13 protein-coding genes are annotated in these 15,815 nt (G+C 58.8%); 4 read left to right on the forward strand and 9 right to left on the reverse strand.

The window, feature by feature from the left end; all coding sequences use genetic code 11:
* Positions 1-3: 3 nt before the first annotated feature.
* The 9 genes from J5276_RS15925 to J5276_RS15965 form a co-directional block, all read right to left on the reverse strand.
* Positions 4-789 carry a transporter substrate-binding domain-containing protein gene (locus tag J5276_RS15925; protein ID WP_060642688.1) on the reverse strand — a complete coding sequence of 262 codons (786 nt, stop codon included), beginning with the start codon at positions 787-789 and terminating at the stop codon, positions 4-6.
* A complete protein-coding gene (locus J5276_RS15930) occupies positions 786-1,538 on the reverse strand; it encodes a GntR family transcriptional regulator (protein WP_003517798.1) in 753 nt (250 codons plus the stop codon). Before J5276_RS15930 ends, J5276_RS15925 begins: the two co-directional genes overlap by 4 nt.
* Before the next feature lie 166 nt (positions 1,539-1,704).
* Positions 1,705-2,685 carry a 3'-5' exonuclease gene (locus J5276_RS15935; RefSeq protein WP_112192401.1) on the reverse strand — a complete coding sequence of 327 codons (981 nt, stop codon included), beginning with the start codon at positions 2,683-2,685 and terminating at the stop codon, positions 1,705-1,707.
* Positions 2,686-2,884: 199 nt separating this feature from the next.
* Entirely contained in the window at positions 2,885-4,684 is a 1,800-nt protein-coding gene (locus tag J5276_RS15940; protein WP_209159610.1) for an NAD(P)/FAD-dependent oxidoreductase, read from the reverse strand.
* A gap of 66 nt (positions 4,685-4,750) precedes the next feature.
* The gene (locus J5276_RS15945) at positions 4,751-5,824 is read right to left on the reverse strand and encodes a 2,3-butanediol dehydrogenase (protein ID WP_013761375.1); all 1,074 of its coding nucleotides are present in this window, start codon (positions 5,822-5,824) and stop codon (positions 4,751-4,753) included.
* A 176-nt stretch (positions 5,825-6,000) separates the two neighbouring features.
* A complete protein-coding gene (locus J5276_RS15950) occupies positions 6,001-7,875 on the reverse strand; it encodes a sigma-54-dependent Fis family transcriptional regulator (protein WP_003517806.1) in 1,875 nt (624 codons plus the stop codon).
* A 109-nt stretch (positions 7,876-7,984) separates the two neighbouring features.
* Positions 7,985-8,398 (reverse strand): hypothetical protein, encoded by a 414-nt coding sequence (locus J5276_RS15955; protein ID WP_019566437.1) that lies wholly within the window; start codon positions 8,396-8,398, stop codon positions 7,985-7,987.
* Between the two features lie 147 nt (positions 8,399-8,545).
* The gene (locus J5276_RS15960; RefSeq protein ID WP_112154418.1) at positions 8,546-9,439 is read right to left on the reverse strand and encodes a lytic transglycosylase domain-containing protein; all 894 of its coding nucleotides are present in this window, start codon (positions 9,437-9,439) and stop codon (positions 8,546-8,548) included.
* A 196-nt stretch (positions 9,440-9,635) separates the two neighbouring features.
* Positions 9,636-11,420 carry a PAS domain-containing methyl-accepting chemotaxis protein gene (locus J5276_RS15965; RefSeq protein ID WP_112751701.1) on the reverse strand — a complete coding sequence of 595 codons (1,785 nt, stop codon included), beginning with the start codon at positions 11,418-11,420 and terminating at the stop codon, positions 9,636-9,638.
* Between the two features lie 416 nt (positions 11,421-11,836).
* On the opposite strand from J5276_RS15965, the gene J5276_RS15970 reads away from it, so the two are divergent.
* From J5276_RS15970 to J5276_RS15985, 4 genes are all read left to right on the forward strand, one after another.
* Complete coding sequence (locus J5276_RS15970) at positions 11,837-12,310, forward strand: VOC family protein (protein ID WP_025595986.1); 474 nt, start codon at positions 11,837-11,839, stop codon at positions 12,308-12,310.
* 260 nt (positions 12,311-12,570) lie between these two features.
* Positions 12,571-13,914 carry an extracellular solute-binding protein gene (locus J5276_RS15975; protein WP_025595985.1) on the forward strand — a complete coding sequence of 448 codons (1,344 nt, stop codon included), beginning with the start codon at positions 12,571-12,573 and terminating at the stop codon, positions 13,912-13,914.
* Between the two features lie 75 nt (positions 13,915-13,989).
* On the forward strand, positions 13,990-14,880 hold the full coding sequence (locus tag J5276_RS15980) for a carbohydrate ABC transporter permease (protein ID WP_003517818.1): 891 nt from the start codon (positions 13,990-13,992) through the stop codon (positions 14,878-14,880).
* Between the two features lie 10 nt (positions 14,881-14,890).
* Positions 14,891-15,778 carry an ABC transporter permease subunit gene (locus tag J5276_RS15985; RefSeq protein ID WP_209159611.1) on the forward strand — a complete coding sequence of 296 codons (888 nt, stop codon included), beginning with the start codon at positions 14,891-14,893 and terminating at the stop codon, positions 15,776-15,778.
* Positions 15,779-15,815: the final 37 nt, after the last annotated feature.

Raw genomic sequence — 15,815 nt, forward strand, 5'->3', positions numbered from 1 at the left:
TGATCAAAGGTCTTTCGGCAGATCCTGGCCAAGCCACTTGGTGGCGATCGCATTCAGCGAGCCGTCGGCCTTGGCTGCAGCTACGGTGGCGTTGACCTTTTCCAGTAAGGCCGGCTCGTTCTTGTTGAGGCCGATGTAGCAGGGAGAGTTCTTGATGAGGAACTTCAGTTCCGGACGCTTCGGCGGGTTCTTGGCGAGGATGGCGGCTGCAACCACGTTGCCGGTCGCGACAACTTCCACCTGGCCCGAAAGGAAGGCCGAGATGGTGCCGTTATTGTCCTCGTAACGCTTGATGGTGGCGTCCGAAGGCGCGACCTTCGTCAGTTCCAGGTCCTCGACGGCACCGCGCGTGACGGCGATGGTCTTGCCCTTAAGGTCTTCGGCCTTGGAGATCGCGACGTCGGCCGGGCCGAAAACGCCGTTGAAGAAAGGCGCGTAAGCATCAGAGAAATCAATAACTTTTTCACGATCTGCATTCTTGCCGAGGCTGGAGATAACGAGATCGACCTTGTTGGTCTGGAGATAGGGAACACGGTTGGCACTGGTGACCGGGACGAGTTCCACCTTCACGCCCAGCTTGTCGGCGATCATCTTGGCCATGTCGATGTCATAGCCCTGCGGGGTCATATCAGCAGCAACGCTGCCGAAGGGCGGGAAATCCTGCGGTACGGCCACACGCAGCGTGCCGCGTGCGGTGATGTCGGCAAGGGCATCCGCCTTGGCGGGCGCGGAAAGACCAAAGGCGGCAGCCATGGCGGCGGCAGCGATGAGGGTCCGTCTGAAGATCATATGTCATTCTCCTTGTGTTGATTGTGTTGCATGTGAATTTTATCCGGATCGCCGCCATTCATTTCCGGTAGGGCGAGCGACCGGCGAAGGCCGGCGAGAGGATCGGGGCGTCGTGTGAGGTCGAGGCCGGTTTCCACCTCGTCCAGATGCTCGATGGAAAGCTCCGCCGCCCTCACGAAATCGCCCGCAGCCATCGCGTCGAAGATACGGCAATGCCCCTCATGGGACTGGAGGGCATGAAACTCCGACTGGTAGAGCATGGAGATCAGAATTGTCCGGGCGGTTAGATCGCGTAGCAGCTCGATGAGCACGGCATTGCCGCAAAGCTCGGCGATGCGGATATGAAAATCGCCCATGAGGCAGGTAAGGCGCTGGCGGTCACCTGCGGCTATTGCGACTTTCTCTTCCTCAAGATGCGCGACGAGGACCTTGCGCCCCTCCTCCGACAGCATCCGCATGCTGCGAAGCAATCCGGATTCGATAATCCGCCGCGCCTCATAGATGGTCATCGCCTCCTCGGCGGAGGGCTCGACGACGAACCACCCTCGCCGCGCGCTGACATGGACGATGCCACGTGTTTCCAGCCGCATCATCGCCTCCCGTACCCGCGTACGTGAAACGGAGAAGAGTCCAGCCAGCTGATTTTCGCTGAGCCGCGTGCCCGGCCGGATGCGCGCCGAAAGAATGCCGGAAACGATGGCTTCTTCGATGTTTATCTGACGGTCCTGCTTGGTATGTAAATCTTGCATACAAGACTGAAAGCAAGGCCCGTGCCAGAACAGATATTGTTTTAAAATCAAAATGCAGCGAAAAAGCTTGCGCCTACCCGCTCAAATTTTGAGCAAGAAAATCGACAAACATCAAAAAAAACGCAGAGCTGTGCAAACTTGACGGTACGGCCGTCGCGGTTTCTTTCTAGCCGGCTTTGAACCGGTCGAATGCCGTCAGATACTTGACCGTGGGATCGGCGTCCCAGCGGTAAATTTCGGTTCGGAGGAAATGCAGCTCTTCCTCGAGCTTTTCCTCCGCCAGTTCCACCCACCAGGATTTGGGCCGGCCATCGGAACCATCAGACCAGCGATAGCCCCGCTTTTTCAGATGATCCTTCATGTCGAACGGGCTGTTCTCCGCGTAAATGCGAACCCGGGAGTGCTGGCTGGCTTCATGGAGTTCCATGAAGGGCGTCCCGCTTTGGCCGGCGCGTACCTGTTCCAGCACCTCCAGCAGAGCGAAACAATCGTCGACTGCTCGGTGGCCGTCATGGAAATAGCCGGATTGCCCGATGAGGTAGGCGAGCTTGCTGCCCTCAAAACCCCGACCACTCCAGTCAATCTCAGAAACGGAGCAGGCCCAGGCCTTATTGCGGAAGATCGGCGAGAAGGCCTCGCAAAACGGACGATCGAAGCCGGCATTGTGGGCAATGATCAGATCAGCACCGTCAACAAGGGAGGTCAGCCGGTCGATGTCTATCGTCTGTCCGGCAACCATTTCATCGGTGATACCCGTCAGGCGCGTGATTTCTTCCGGGATGGAAGTGCCCGGCTGTCGCAGACCGCCATAGACCCCGGTGACATCCCCAATCGTGCCCTGATCGTCGAATGTGAAGGTAATGACGCCGATTTCGATGATCTCATCGGTTCGGTGGTTGAGGCCCGTGGTCTCGGTGTCGAGGATCACGCCCTGACGTGGAAACCCCGGTCGGGGCTGCTCGCAGATCGCGCGCGGCTGCAACTTGCGCAGGACGCGGTAATTGCCTGTGGATTCGAGATGTGCGGCCAGAGCCTCATCGTCATGAACCGATTTCAGCGTCGTTTCACGACCATCCGCTTTTCGCCCGCGCTCAGCCTGAGGAAGCCGCGCAGTCGCGGAAGCGAAAAAATCCAACTGGGAGGTCATTGTTCTTCTGTCCGCTTTGGCCGGAAATCGATATTGAGTTTTCCAACATATGCGCAGAGGCTCACACTAACAACAGCGGTTGCCGTGATCCACAGAAACCGGGCGGCGTCCGTTTGGCATTGCCTGCATCGGATTCAGAAAGGGGGCGGAATGTTCCGCCCCCTTTCTGCATTACCGTTATCGATCGAAATACCCGTGGTCAGCGTGTGTGGTGAACCGCTTGCAATGCATAGACAGGTGTAGGAAGCCCCTCCATGCGCGCTTTCAACTGCAAGGCGAGATATTGCGAATAATGCCGCGACTGGTGCAGGTTGCCGCCGTGGAACCACAGCGCCTCCTGCTGCGTCGGCTTCCACATGTTGCGCTGCTCGCCTTCCCACGGCCCCGGGTCTTTCGGCGTATCCGAACCGAGACCCCAGACCTTGCCGACCCTGTCTGCCGTTTCCTGATCGATGAGATCAGCGACCCAGCCATTCATCGAACCATATCCCGTCGCATAGACAATGACGTCAGCAGGAATCTCCTTGCCGTCAGAGAGTTTGATCGAGTTTTCGGTGATCTCGTCCACCTGACCGGCGGCAAGCTTCACCTTGCCATCGATGATCAGCTGCGAGGCGCCGATATCAATATAATAACCGGAGCCGCGCCGCAGGTACTTCATGAAGAGGCCCGAGCCATCCGCACCCCAGTCTAGCTGGAACCCGGCTTTTTCCAGTGCGGCGTAAAAATCGGCGTCGCGCTCCCTCATCTTGTCGTAAAGCGGGATCTGGAACTCATGCATGATCCGGTAGGGCAGCGACGCGAAGATGAGATCGGCCTTTGCCGTCGTCACCCCATTCGCCAACGCCTGTTCGGAATAGAGCGCACCGAGCCCTATATCCATCAGCGTATCGGATTTGACGATATGGGTCGTCGAGCGCTGGATCATGGTCACATCGACACCCGCTTCGTGGAGTGCGGCGCAGATATCATGGGCCGAATTGTTGGAACCGATCACGGCGACCTTCTTGCCCTTGTACCCATCCGGCCCCGGATGCTGCGAGGAATGGTGCTGATCGCCGTTGAAGCGCTCGCGCCCCTTGAAATCCGGAATATTAGCCTTGCCGGACATGCCGGTGGCAAAGACCAGTTGCTTTGGCCGGAGCACGACTTCCTCGCCATCGCGATCGACGACGATCGACCATTCCTTCGCCGCCTCGTCCCACTTGGCGGATTTGGCAGTGGAGCGGGTCCAGTAGTTCAGTTCCATCACCTTGGTGTAGAATTCGAGCCAGTCACCGATCTTGTCTTTGGGGGCAAAGACCGGCCAGTTCTTCGGAAAATCGATGTAAGGCAGATGGTCGTACCAGACCGGGTCATGCAGGCAGAGCGACTTGTAGCGCTTGCGCCAGCTGTCACCCGGCCGCTCGTTCTTTTCGAGTATGATCGTCGGCACGCCGAGTTGGCGCAACCGGGCGCCGAGCGCGATGCCGCCCTGTCCACCGCCGATGATGACGGTATAGGGCTGCTTGTCATAACCGAGCGTGCGCGCTTCCTCCTCGCGCTCCTCCATCCAGGTTTTGGCACCAAGGTTCTGGCCGTGCCTTGCGCCGACCGGCCGGGTGAAGCCCGATTTTTCCTCATGGCCCTTCAGTTCGGTAAGCGCCGTCAGCAGCGTCCATATCTGCCCGTTCCTGAAGCGCACGAGGCCGTAGCCGCGCCCTGTCGCCGTCTCGAAGGTGATCCAGCTTTCAAGCACACCATCCGCCTCCGTCGCCTCCTCGCCGGTAGCGATGCGCCAGTTTGCGGGTCTGGCCGTCGAAAGCTGCGCCTGCAGCATGTCGCGCACCTGATCGCGACCTTCAACGGTCTTGATGTTCCAGGTAAAGGCAACGAGGTCGCGCCAGTAGCAATCCTCGGCAAACAGATTAACGGCATCATCGATGCGGCCAGCTTCGAGTGCTGCCCCGAACGTATCGAGAAGCGCCTGAAGGCGCGTGGTGGGGGTCTTGTCGAGCATGTATTCCTCCTCCTGCTCAATGTGGAAACGGGACGGCTCCTCAACCGCCCCGCACTTCAAATCGGCCTATCGCGACAGGTCGATCAGGATCTTCAGATGCTTGCCGGCCGGGTCGAGCAGCTGGTCGAACCCTTCCGTGACCGCCTCGCTGAGTGAGACGTTTTTGGTAACGATCCGGCTCGCCGGGATCTGGCCGCTGGCAATCAGCCGGGCAACACGCGGCCAGTAGTGAGTCGGATAGGCCCAGGAGCCGCGGATATCGATGTCCTTGAAAGTCACGTCGAACCAGTTCAGCGGGTTTTCGCCGGGGTGGAGGCCGGTCTGCACCACAACGCCCTGCTTGCGCACTGCATCGGCGCAGTTCTTCAGCGCATATTCATTGCCGACGCATTCGATGGCGACATCGCAGCCAACATTGCCTTCGGTCTCGGCGCGGATGACATCGCCCACCTTTTCCGTCTTGGGATTGATCGTGCGCACCTCGCCAAGCGCCGCCCGCGCCAGCGCCAGACGCGTGTCGTTGAGATCGGAAAGAAATATCTGCGAGGCACCGGCCGCCCTGGCCGCCATGGCGACGAGAATGCCGATCGGCCCGGCACCGGTCACAAGCACGCTGCTGCCGGCCGTGACACCGCCACGGTCGCAGGCATAAACCGCGACTGCCGTCGGCTCGATGAGGGCCGCTTCCTGATCGGAAAGCGCATCGGGTATCGGCTGGACGTTATAGTCGTTGAGAAGAGCGGCCTGCGCCATGCCGCCGGAATGCCAGGACAGACCGGCGAGAGCGAGATTTGTGCTCAGGTGATAAAGACCGCGATCAGCATAATAGTCGCCATGGCGCGGCATGATGAGCGGCTGGATCGATACCCGGTCGCCAGGCTTTACATGGCTAACGCCCTCGCCTACGGCCTTTACGACACCGCCGAATTCATGACCGAGAATTTGCGGCCCGTGCGCGCCGGTGAAAGGATGCGGCTCCTTCGGCACGAAGATCGGGCCATAGGCATATTCGTGCAGGTCCGTGCCGCAGATGCCGCAGAACTTGTTTTCGACGAGCACCTCACCCGGACCGGGCTCGGGCGGCATATCCACATCCTCGATGCGTAGGTCCTTGGCGGCGTGAAAGCGCAGTGCTTTCATTGCATTTCCTCCTGTAGTTCTTGCACAGAAAGATCAGCAAGCGGCATGCCAGAATGGCTTGCGCCATATCTTGACGTATTTTCAATTGGTTACGAATTCAGCTCTGAGGCTCGCCGGCAGAATGCAACAGGTTCCGTGCAACAGGTGTTGCAATGGTCGCACCGGTTCGGACGCAGTCAATTCAGGCGTTTGAGACGGCGGTGAATGGTGGAGCGGTTGACGCCGAGGCTTCGCGCCAGCGCCGAGACGTTGTTGCCGCAGTCCTTCAGCGCCCGGCGCAGATCGTCGTCATCGCGCAAAGCATCATCGGTGGCGACTTCGGCAAAGAGGTGTTCAGGCAGGCAACCCGGATCGATCTTGCCGCCATCGGAAAGCGCGGCTGCAACCCGCAGTGCATTGAAGAGTTCGCGCAGATTGCCCGGCCAGTCATGGTCAAGCAGAATTGCCCGTGCCGCCTTATCGATCCTGTAGGTCTCGCCGTTTTCCTTCTCGATGCGGCGGAGAAACTGATCGATCAGCCAGCCGAGATCCTCGCGCTCTCGCAGCGCCGGCAGCGTCACCGTTGCGGCGTTCAGGCGATAATAGAGGTCCTGCCGGAAACGGCCTTCCTTCACCAGTTCGGCAAGATCGCGGTGCGATGCGGACAGTACTCTCAGACGCACCGGCTTGGCTTTCAATGCGCCAACCGGCTGCACCTCGTTTTCCGAAAGCACGCGCAGCAGGCGGCTTTGAAGGGAAAGCGGCATGTCGCCAATCTCATCCAGGAACAAAGTGCCGCCACTTGCCTCCTCGATGAGACCGCGCTTGCCCTTCTGGCTGGCGCCGGTGAAGGCACCAGGTGTGTAACCGAACAATTCGGATTCGATCAGATGCTCCGGGATTGCCGCACAATTGACGGCAACGAAATTACCGTCGCTGTTGCAGCTGTCATGGATCGCCCGTGCCAGATATTCCTTGCCGCTGCCCGTCTCACCCTGAATGAGGATGGGAATATCGCGGGCGGCAAGCTTTGCTGCCCGCGCCTGCACCTTTTCCATCGCCGGATCGCCGTTGCTCATGTCCCTCAGCGCTCGCGGCAAGCGTGGCTCTGGCGTGACAGGAGCGCGAATGCTGACGGCGGGCGCGATCGCGCTGGCAAAAAGCACCAGACCGTTGCGGGCGCGCAAAAGCCGCTCGCCATTCGGCCGCCCGCGCATAAAGCGCGGCAGGTCGTCCACATCGATATCGAAGACCGAGGAAATCGGCTGGCCGAGAAAATCGCGGGTGGCAAGGCCGTGCATGTTCATGGAGCGCGCCAGCGCCCCGAAGCCACCATGGGTCATGCCGGTGATACGTCCGCTGCCATCAAGGGCGATCGCCGCATCGGGATCGACGTCAAGAAACTCAGGTGAACGGGCAAGACGCAATACCCAGTCATTGCGGGTGCGGGTCATGAGATTGGCAAGCTCGATGCGCCGCGCGGTGGAGGCAACGAGATGCAGCGCCAGTTGCTGGCTGGCCTTGGCCGTCGGCGAGCGCAGCTGGGAAATGTCGAGCACGGCGGTGAGATCGCCGAGCGTATCGAAGACGGGCGCCGCAGTGCAGGTCAGCCCGATATGGCTGGTATCGAAATGGTCATCCTGATGGATGATCACCGGCTCGCCGGAAACGAGGCAGGCGCCAACAGCGCAGGTGCCGGCCCGGTTTTCCGACCATTCCGAGCCAAGGTAAAGCCCCGCCCTCCGCAACTGGTTGTCGAAGGTCGGGTCGCCCATGAAATCGACGGTAACGCCGCGCGCATCCGACAGCAGCAGGACGTAATTCTGCTCGGCAATCTGGTTGAACAGGGCTTCGAGACCGGAGCGGCCGATACGGATGAGCTCCTCGGCCTGCTCGCGATGCTCCCGAAGCTTCAGCTCGGGCACGATATAGGCTTCCTGCGCAATCGTTGGGTCGAGCTTGTAGTCATTGAGGCAGCGCAGCCAGGACTGGATGACCGGCGTATCACGCGGGCTGACCGCGCCCATGCCGACACGTTCGATCTCCCGTATATGCGACAGCGTCGATACCATGCACGCATCCTCCGGCACGGATGGTCGCATATTAGGAGATCGCCCACAATCCACCTCTTACGGTGGTTCGGTCGTTCGAAGCGATGCGACAGTCGCGAATGCGACCGCCTCAGGTGTTTGGGCGATTGATAATGTTCTCGCAATTGGCCGGATTGCCGATGATTTCGCTGGTCTTGATGGTGGAAGCGGGATCCGCGGTGATCTTGATGATGCAGTCGCGGCGATGCTCCTTGATCTTCATGCCTTCCGTTTCCGATATCCGCACCTGCCCGTTCAAGGTGCGGATTTCCCGCTTGTTGGAGAGGCCGGCATAGGTCTCAACATCCACCTTCAGCCAATAGGATTCCGTCGCGCCCTTGTCGATGATCACCTTGTTAGGGCGGCCGAGTCTGGCGATAGCCGCATCCAGGGGCTGGCCCACGAGGCTCGCCACCGTTTGCGATGCGTCCGTCTGCCCGGTCGTGGCGCACCCAGAAATAGCGGCCAGCACGCCGACCAGACATCCCGTTTCAAGCCATCTCATTTTCAGTTTTCTTCCCTCACAGAATACCATCAGCCGACACGTTCTGTCGTCAGCGTTGCAATCTAGGCTCGATAATTTTGCTCTGAAAGGAGGTGCGACCCAGATGCTGATCAACTTGTTATGATCGACAGGGTCATACAGGTGTTCTCATCTGTTGCGGAACACGGTGCAGGGAATGCCGGCCTGCCGGATTTCGCCGCAAAGCTCGTTGGCCTGGGCGCGTGTATCGCGGCCGATGCGGGCGGCATAACGCGGGCGCGAACCGAAATTGCCGCCTCGCTGCCGCACGATCAAAGCCCGCTCGGCATTAAGCGGCCCGGATAGTTGGCCAATGGCGCGGGTAAAAAGCCGGTTCGCCACCGCCGGATTATAATGCGCGGCAAGCTGCACGCCCCAGGGCGCCCAGTCGGCCGACGAGATGAGGACAGGATCGTTCATCGTTCGCGTATCGGCCAGACGCAGACAGGCATCGATGAAAGAGCGGGTCTCATCCAATGCCGGGGCCGCCTTTTCCGGCGGGTTGTCCTTCCATTTCTCAACCGGATATCCCGTTATCGCAAACACATAATCCCGGGTTTCCGTCGGCAGCCGACCGGTCGCGATAAAATTCCGCAATCCCGCCTCGCCCGCATTATAAGCTGCGGCGGCGAGACCGAAATTGCCAAACTGCTTATTCAACTCGGACAGATACCGGGAAGAGGCCTCGAGTGCGGCGATTATGTTGAAGCTGTCTTTGAGACCACGCAGCTTTGCGGTTCCAGGCATGAACTGTGCTATGCCTTCCGCGCCCTTCGGGCTGACCGCATTGGCCCGGAACAGGCTTTCCCGCCAGATGAGCCGGGCGAAATAATCCGGCGGAACGGCGTGGCGCCCGGCCAGAACCTCGATGGCGTGACACAGGTCGTTATTGTAGCTTTCGACACGGATGCACAATTCCGGCGCGACATCATGGGTGTAGGCGCAGGAGACTTTGCCATCGGCCTTCTCCTCGGCCCCGGTCGTGCCACTGGCAAGCGCCAGCAACCACAGAGCAAGACCCACGCAGCGTGTCGATATCCCCGCCAAGCAAAATTCCCCGCAAATCCCACGCCCGATACGCCGATTATCAGGCATTCTGCAAGATATGCCCAGACCTATGGCTCATCTTCAATGGAAGCTTCGGTTTGGGCCTTGCCGAGGCTTCCATGCGTCCAGAATAAAGGTCGCATTTCAGCGTCGGCAAGGCCATCTTGTGTGCTTAGAAGTCCTGCCAATCCTCATGTTCGACGGCGACTGCAGCGGAACCGCGCACCGCAAACGGGCGGGATGCCGGGCGACGCGGAGTGGCAAAGGTAGCCTGCTGCTCGAAGCCGCTCCGCGACGACGATGTCGAGTGCGATACGTCATCGAACCGGAATTGCCCTAGAAGCTCAAACAACGCTGCCGCTTCCCGTGCAAGGCTGTGGCTGGCAGCCGTCTGCTCCTCAACCATCGCGGCATTCTGCTGCGTTCCCTGGTCAACGGTGTTGACCGCCTGATTTATCTCGGCGAGCGCGGTCGACTGTTCGCGCGCGGCATCGACGATCGCTACGACATTGGTGTTGATGTCGCGCACCTGTTCCGCGATTTCCTGCAAGGCAGAGCCCGCTTTGGTAACAAGGCCAACGCCGTTTTCAACCTGCGTGCCAGACGCGTTGATCAGGCTCTTGATTTCCTTTGCGGCCGTCGCCGAGCGTTGCGCAAGTTCGCGAACTTCCTGCGCGACCACGGCAAAACCCTTGCCTGCTTCGCCTGCGCGGGCAGCTTCCACGCCTGCATTCAGCGCAAGCAGATTGGTCTGAAAGGCAATCTCGTCGATAACGCCGATAATATTCGAAATCTCACGCGAAGATTTTTCGATCTGGTCCATGGCACTGATCGCATCGCGCACAACCTGACCTGAATGTTCGGCATGGTCACGGGCACGGCCAACGATTTTTCCAGCCTCTTCCGCCCGGCGGCTTGAATCATTGACGGTGGTGGTAATTTCCTCGAGGGCTGCAGCCGTCTCCTCGATAGAGGCGGCCTGCTGTTCCGTACGTCTGGCGAGATCGTCGGCCGCGGACCTTATTTCATTTGACCCCGAAGAAATGGCGCCGGCATTTTCAGAGACCAGCGTCATGGCCTTCTTGAGCTTTTTCGAGGCTGCGTTGAAGTCGGACCGCAATCTTTCAAGCGAGGGGATAAAGGGTTTGTCGATGCTCTGCGAAAGATCACCGTCAGCCAGATTGGTCAGGGACTGCGCGAGCTTTTCGACATTTTCAACACGTCCGGTCACGTCGGTGGCAAATTTGACGACCTTGAACACCTTGCCGGACAAATCGAAGATCGGATTATAGGAGGCCTGAATGAAAACCTTGCGACCGCCCTTGCCAAGCCGCATGAATTCATCCGCCACCAGATCGCCGCCGGCAAGCCTTTTCCAGAATTGCGCATATTGCGGGGACTGTGTGTAGGCGGGTTCGCAGAACATCGAATGATGCCTTCCCTGTACCTCGGCGAGCGAATAACCGAGCGCCGCCAGAAAATTCTCGTTGGCCGTCAGGACCTCGCCGTTCGGAGAGAACTCGATGATGGCCTGCGCCCGCGACAGGGCGTCGATCTTGCCCGCATCTTCCGCCGCCTTCAACTTGCGCTCGGTAATATCCGTGGCGATCTTGACCACTTTCACCGGCTTGCCGCGACGGTACACCGGATTATAGGAGGCCTCGATCCAGACTTCCCTGCCACCCTTGCCAATGCGCTTGTACTGCCGCTGATCGAACTGGCCGGCCGAAAGCTTTGACCAGAAGGCCTTGTAGTCCTGCGATGACACGACTTCAGGTTCAACGAACATGCTGTGATGTCTGCCGACTATTTCCGCCAGCTCGTAACCGAGCGCACGACAGAAATTCTCGTTAGCGGCGAGAATCTTTCCGGCCATATCAAATTCGATGATGGCTTGAGATTTGGAGAGCGCGGCAAGAACCGCGAAAGCATTGGCACCACGATCAAGAAAACTCACGCGCGATCCTCCGATGGCAGCTGGACAGTTTCTACTGAAAATCGTTCACCAACAATATGATTACATTATTAAATAATATTTAAGGATAATCTTGACGTTGATCACGCGAGTTGATGGTACGGGCGAAATTTGGGCAATACGCGTCTTCCTGCCGCAAAAATCTGCATATTAGGTCAAGCACGCGCTTCACGTTACAAAGAGACATTGTTTCATATTTATTCTTCAGAACGGGCGCGGCTGGGCCCGGCATATGATGCCTATCGCCATGCGCGTCGCGTTTGATCATCGCGCCGGCACCGTCATGACGCACAACCCTTATTCCTTTGCAAAATTGCACCTTCCCCCCTCCTTTCGGAACGATCGGCGCATGGCGACATTGTTTACCGAATGGGGCTTTCTTTTGGGAGGAACACGCCGTGAAGAAGAACATGATCTGCATCTGGTACGATAGGGATGCCGAGGCCGCAGCCAGATTTTATGCCGAGACCTTTCCCGACAGCACCGTCAATTCCGTCTATCGGGCGCCGGGCGATTACCCCTCCGGCAAGGAGGGGGACGTGCTGATGGTGGAATTCACGGTGGCAGGCGTCTCCTGTATCGGCCTCAACGGTGGGCCGACATTCAAGCACACCGAGGCTTTCTCGTTCCAGATTTCGACTGAGGATCAGGAAGAGACGGACCGATACTGGAATGCCATCGTCGGCAACGGCGGAGAAGAAAGTGCCTGCGGCTGGTGCAAGGACCGATGGGGCATCTCCTGGCAGATCACCCCGCGGGTGCTGATGGAAGCAATGTCCGCCGGCGGCGCCGAGGCCAAACGTGCCTTCGCGGCAATGATGGATATGAAGAAAATCGACGTCGCCACCATCGAAGCGGCACGTCGAGGTTGATGCTAACAAGTCATTCAGCGACAAGTAGCGAAGAAAGACATTTTAAGTAAAGGACTGAAAAACAACGGAAAATCAGATGAAACCCGTTTATCTGATTTTCCGTGGACGCCTATGCGTGCCTGTACCTTCACTCATCACAAAACGTTCAACAAAGTGTAAGCGATCCGTCAAAGACGGCTGCTAGCAGAGCCCGTGGCTTCGTGTTGGGGACGTGACGTCCTCGCCGGTCATGCCATTACTCCATCAACGGGGCTCAACTTATGAAATCTTCCGCTCTGACCTCTTTCGTGGCAGGCGTTGCCATTGCCGCAGCCTTCGGCGCCACGGCTGCCCACGCAGAAAAGACCAAATTCGAATTCTGGCACGGCCTTTCCGGCGATCTCGGCGACCGCGTTCAGGAAACCTGCAAGAAGTTCAACGACTCCCAGGCTGAATTCGAAATCGTCTGCACGTCGCAGAACGACTACGACGCCACGCTGCAGAACACCATTGCCGCCTACCGCGCCAAGAAGCAGCCCGCCATTACCCAGATCTACGATGCCGGCACGCTGGACATGATGTTGTCCAAGGCTTTCGTTCCCGCCAAGAAGCTGATGGCCGACAACGGCTACAAGATCGACTGGAACAACTATTTCCCCGGCATTGCCAATTATTATGCAACGGCTGACGGCGAGCTGAACTCCTTCCCCTATAATTCCTCCACCGCGGTCTTCTATTACAATGTCACCGCTTTCGAAAAAGCCGGCATCACCTTCAAGCCCGACACATGGGAACAGGTTGAAGAAGCCGCCCGGAAGCTCAAGACGGCCGGTTTCGAATGCCCGCTGGCCTTTAATTTCGACACCTGGATGCTGATGGAACAGTTCTCTGCCATCCACAACCAGCCAATCGCCACCAAGGGCAACGGTTATCAGGGCCTCGACGCCGAACTGACGATCAACAAGACGAAGTTCGTTGATCAGGTCAAATTCTTCAAGAAGATGCAGGACGAGAAGCTGTTCGTCGTCAAGACCAAGCAGCTCGGCATGGACATCCTGCCCGCTTTCACCTCGCAGACCTGCCAGATGTTCATGTCCTCGATTGCCGGCCATGGCACCGTCGGCAAGACCATGCCTGAGGGCGTGAAGTGGGACGTCGCCATGCTGCCGATCTGGAAGGGCACCGAGCGCCAGAACTCGCTGGTTGGCGGCGCTTCGCTCTGGGTCATGGCTGGTCGTCCGGAAGCTGAATACAAGGGTGCGGCCGCATTCCTGAACTTCATCGCGCAGCCTGATATGGTTGAGTGGTGGTCAACTGTTACCGGCTACATCCCGGTCACCAAGACCGGCTTCGACGCCATGAAGGCCAACGGCTTCTACGACAAGGCGCCTTATAAGGGCCGTGAAAAGGCAATCGAAAGCCTCACGTTTACGCCGCCGTCCGAATATACCCGCGGCATCCGCCTCGGCGGCTTCACGCAGATCCGCAAGGAAGTCTCGACCTCGCTCGAAGCCATCTTCATGCAGAACGCCGATATTCAGACCGAACTCGACAAGGCTGTCGAGCGCTCGAATGCCGGCCTGCGCCGCTTCGAAAAGACCTATGCCGGCGCCAAGCTGAACTAAGCGGTCCTTTTCGCCTGGGTTTGCCCGTCTCCGCGCGGGCAAACCCTTAATGCCATTTTCTGTTTCGGATATTTCATGGAAAAGCGCGCCGTTTTCAAAAGCACATGGTTGCCGCTGCTGTTCGCATTGCCGCAGCTGGCACTGATCCTCCTGTTCTTCTACTGGCCCGTGGCGGCGGTGATCAACTGGGCCTTCACCCTCCAGCCGCCCTTCGGCGGCGCGGCAGAATTCGTTGGTTTCGCCAATTTCCAGGAAGTCTTCTCTGATCCATTCTACTGGCATTCCGTTACCGTCAGCCTGATCTTCGCGACCGTCGGCCCCTTCGTCGCCATCCTCATCGGCCTCACCCTGGCGCTCTCCGTCGACCGCCAGCTTCCCGGCTCTGGATTTTTCCGGGTTCTGTATATCCTGCCCTTCGCCATCGCAGGTCCCGCCGCAGGCATGGCCTTCCGCTTCATCCTGTCGCCGGAACGCGGGTTGGCCGCTTCACTCAACGCCGCCTGGCCAGATATCTGGAACCCGGCGAAATACGGCGAACATGCACTGGCGCTCGTCATCGCCATCTTTATCTGGAAATGGGCGGGCTACACTTTCATCTTCCTGTTTGCCGGCCTGCAATCCGTGCCCCGTTCGCTGACGGAAGCTGCGGCAATGGATGGCTCCGGCCCGATCCGCCGCGCCATAGACATTCAGGTGCCGTTGCTCGCACCCACGCTGTTCTTCCTGATGGTGACGATGATGACCGAGGGTTTCGTCGGCCAGGACACGTTCGGCATCGTGCATTCGCTGACGGCGGGCGGCCCCAACCGCGCCACCGATGTGATGGTTTACCGCATCGTCACCGAGGCCTTCGAAGGGCTGAACTATTCCGGCGCCTCGGCACAAACCATCGTCCTCATCGGCCTCATCATGGTCTTCACCTTCATCCAGTTCCGCTTCATCGAGCGGCGCGTCCATTACAAGTGAGGCCTGAGAGATGATACAGCGCACGCCCTATGCCGACGCCTTTGCCTACGTGGTCATGGTCGCGGGACTTCTGCTTCTTATCGGCCCCTTCATCGTGGTACTGGCAGGCGCCAGCCAGACGGTGCAGCAGGTGAACCACACGCCCTTCAGCTTCATGCCGCAGGGCGAGCTTTTCAAAAATCTCAGCACCGCCTGGAACCGCGCCAATCTGGGCAACGCCATGTTCAACAGCCTGGTGATGGCCTCGCTCGTCACAGCGGGCAAGGTAGCCCTTTCCGCTCTGACCGCCTTCGCCATCGTGTTTTTCCGCTCGCCGCTGAAACACCTGTTTTTCTGGTCCGTCTTCATCACGCTGATGCTGCCGCTCGAAATTCGCGCCGTTCCGACCTATGCCGTGGCAGCGGATGTGTTCCAGCCGTTCCGTTACCTTATAGCGCTGGTGAGCGGTGTAGAAGTCAACATCGAATGGAACCTGCTGAATTCCTATGCGGGCCTGTCGCTGCCGATTGTCGCCACGGCCACCGGCACCTTTCTCTACCGGCAGTTTTTCATGACCCTGCCTGATGAACTTGCGGAGGCGGCGCGCATGGATGGCTCCGGCCCCGTGCGTTTCTTTTTCGACGTGCTGCTGCCGCTCTCGCGCACCAACATGCTGGCCCTCACCACCATTCTCTTCGTCTCCTCGTGGAACCAGTATCTGTGGCCGCTGCTGATGGTCACCGACCCCTCCTACAAGACGGTGATGATGTCGTTGCGTGCCCTTTTGCCTTCGGAGGACGGCACGCCGGACTGGAACGTCACGCTTGCCGGTTCCCTCATCATCATCATGCCGCCGCTTCTCGTCGTGGCGTTCCTGCAACGCTGGTTCGTGCGCGGTCTCGTGTCATCCGACAAGTGACGACGCGACGCGTGGCTCTCAACAACAAGGTTCTTAA

Origin of the sequence: Agrobacterium sp. S7/73, assembly GCF_019355535.1 — a bacterium.
GTDB lineage: Bacteria > Pseudomonadota > Alphaproteobacteria > Rhizobiales > Rhizobiaceae > Agrobacterium > Agrobacterium tumefaciens.

What these genes read in the sequence shown, in the direction of transcription:
- J5276_RS15925 (WP_060642688.1), bottom strand. Translation starts at nt 789, where the DNA reads ATGATCTTCAGACGGACCCTCATCGCTGCCGCCGCCATGGCTGCCGCC.
- J5276_RS15930 (WP_003517798.1), bottom strand. Translation starts at nt 1,538, where the DNA reads ATGCAAGATTTACATACCAAGCAGGACCGTCAGATAAACATCGAAGAA.
- J5276_RS15935 (WP_112192401.1), bottom strand. Translation starts at nt 2,685, where the DNA reads ATGACCTCCCAGTTGGATTTTTTCGCTTCCGCGACTGCGCGGCTTCCT.
- J5276_RS15940 (WP_209159610.1), bottom strand. Translation starts at nt 4,684, where the DNA reads ATGCTCGACAAGACCCCCACCACGCGCCTTCAGGCGCTTCTCGATACG.
- J5276_RS15945 (WP_013761375.1), bottom strand. Translation starts at nt 5,824, where the DNA reads ATGAAAGCACTGCGCTTTCACGCCGCCAAGGACCTACGCATCGAGGAT.
- J5276_RS15950 (WP_003517806.1), bottom strand. Translation starts at nt 7,875, where the DNA reads ATGGTATCGACGCTGTCGCATATACGGGAGATCGAACGTGTCGGCATG.
- J5276_RS15955 (WP_019566437.1), bottom strand. Translation starts at nt 8,398, where the DNA reads ATGAGATGGCTTGAAACGGGATGTCTGGTCGGCGTGCTGGCCGCTATT.
- J5276_RS15975 (WP_025595985.1), top strand. Translation starts at nt 12,571, where the DNA reads ATGAAATCTTCCGCTCTGACCTCTTTCGTGGCAGGCGTTGCCATTGCC.
- J5276_RS15980 (WP_003517818.1), top strand. Translation starts at nt 13,990, where the DNA reads ATGGAAAAGCGCGCCGTTTTCAAAAGCACATGGTTGCCGCTGCTGTTC.
- J5276_RS15985 (WP_209159611.1), top strand. Translation starts at nt 14,891, where the DNA reads ATGATACAGCGCACGCCCTATGCCGACGCCTTTGCCTACGTGGTCATG.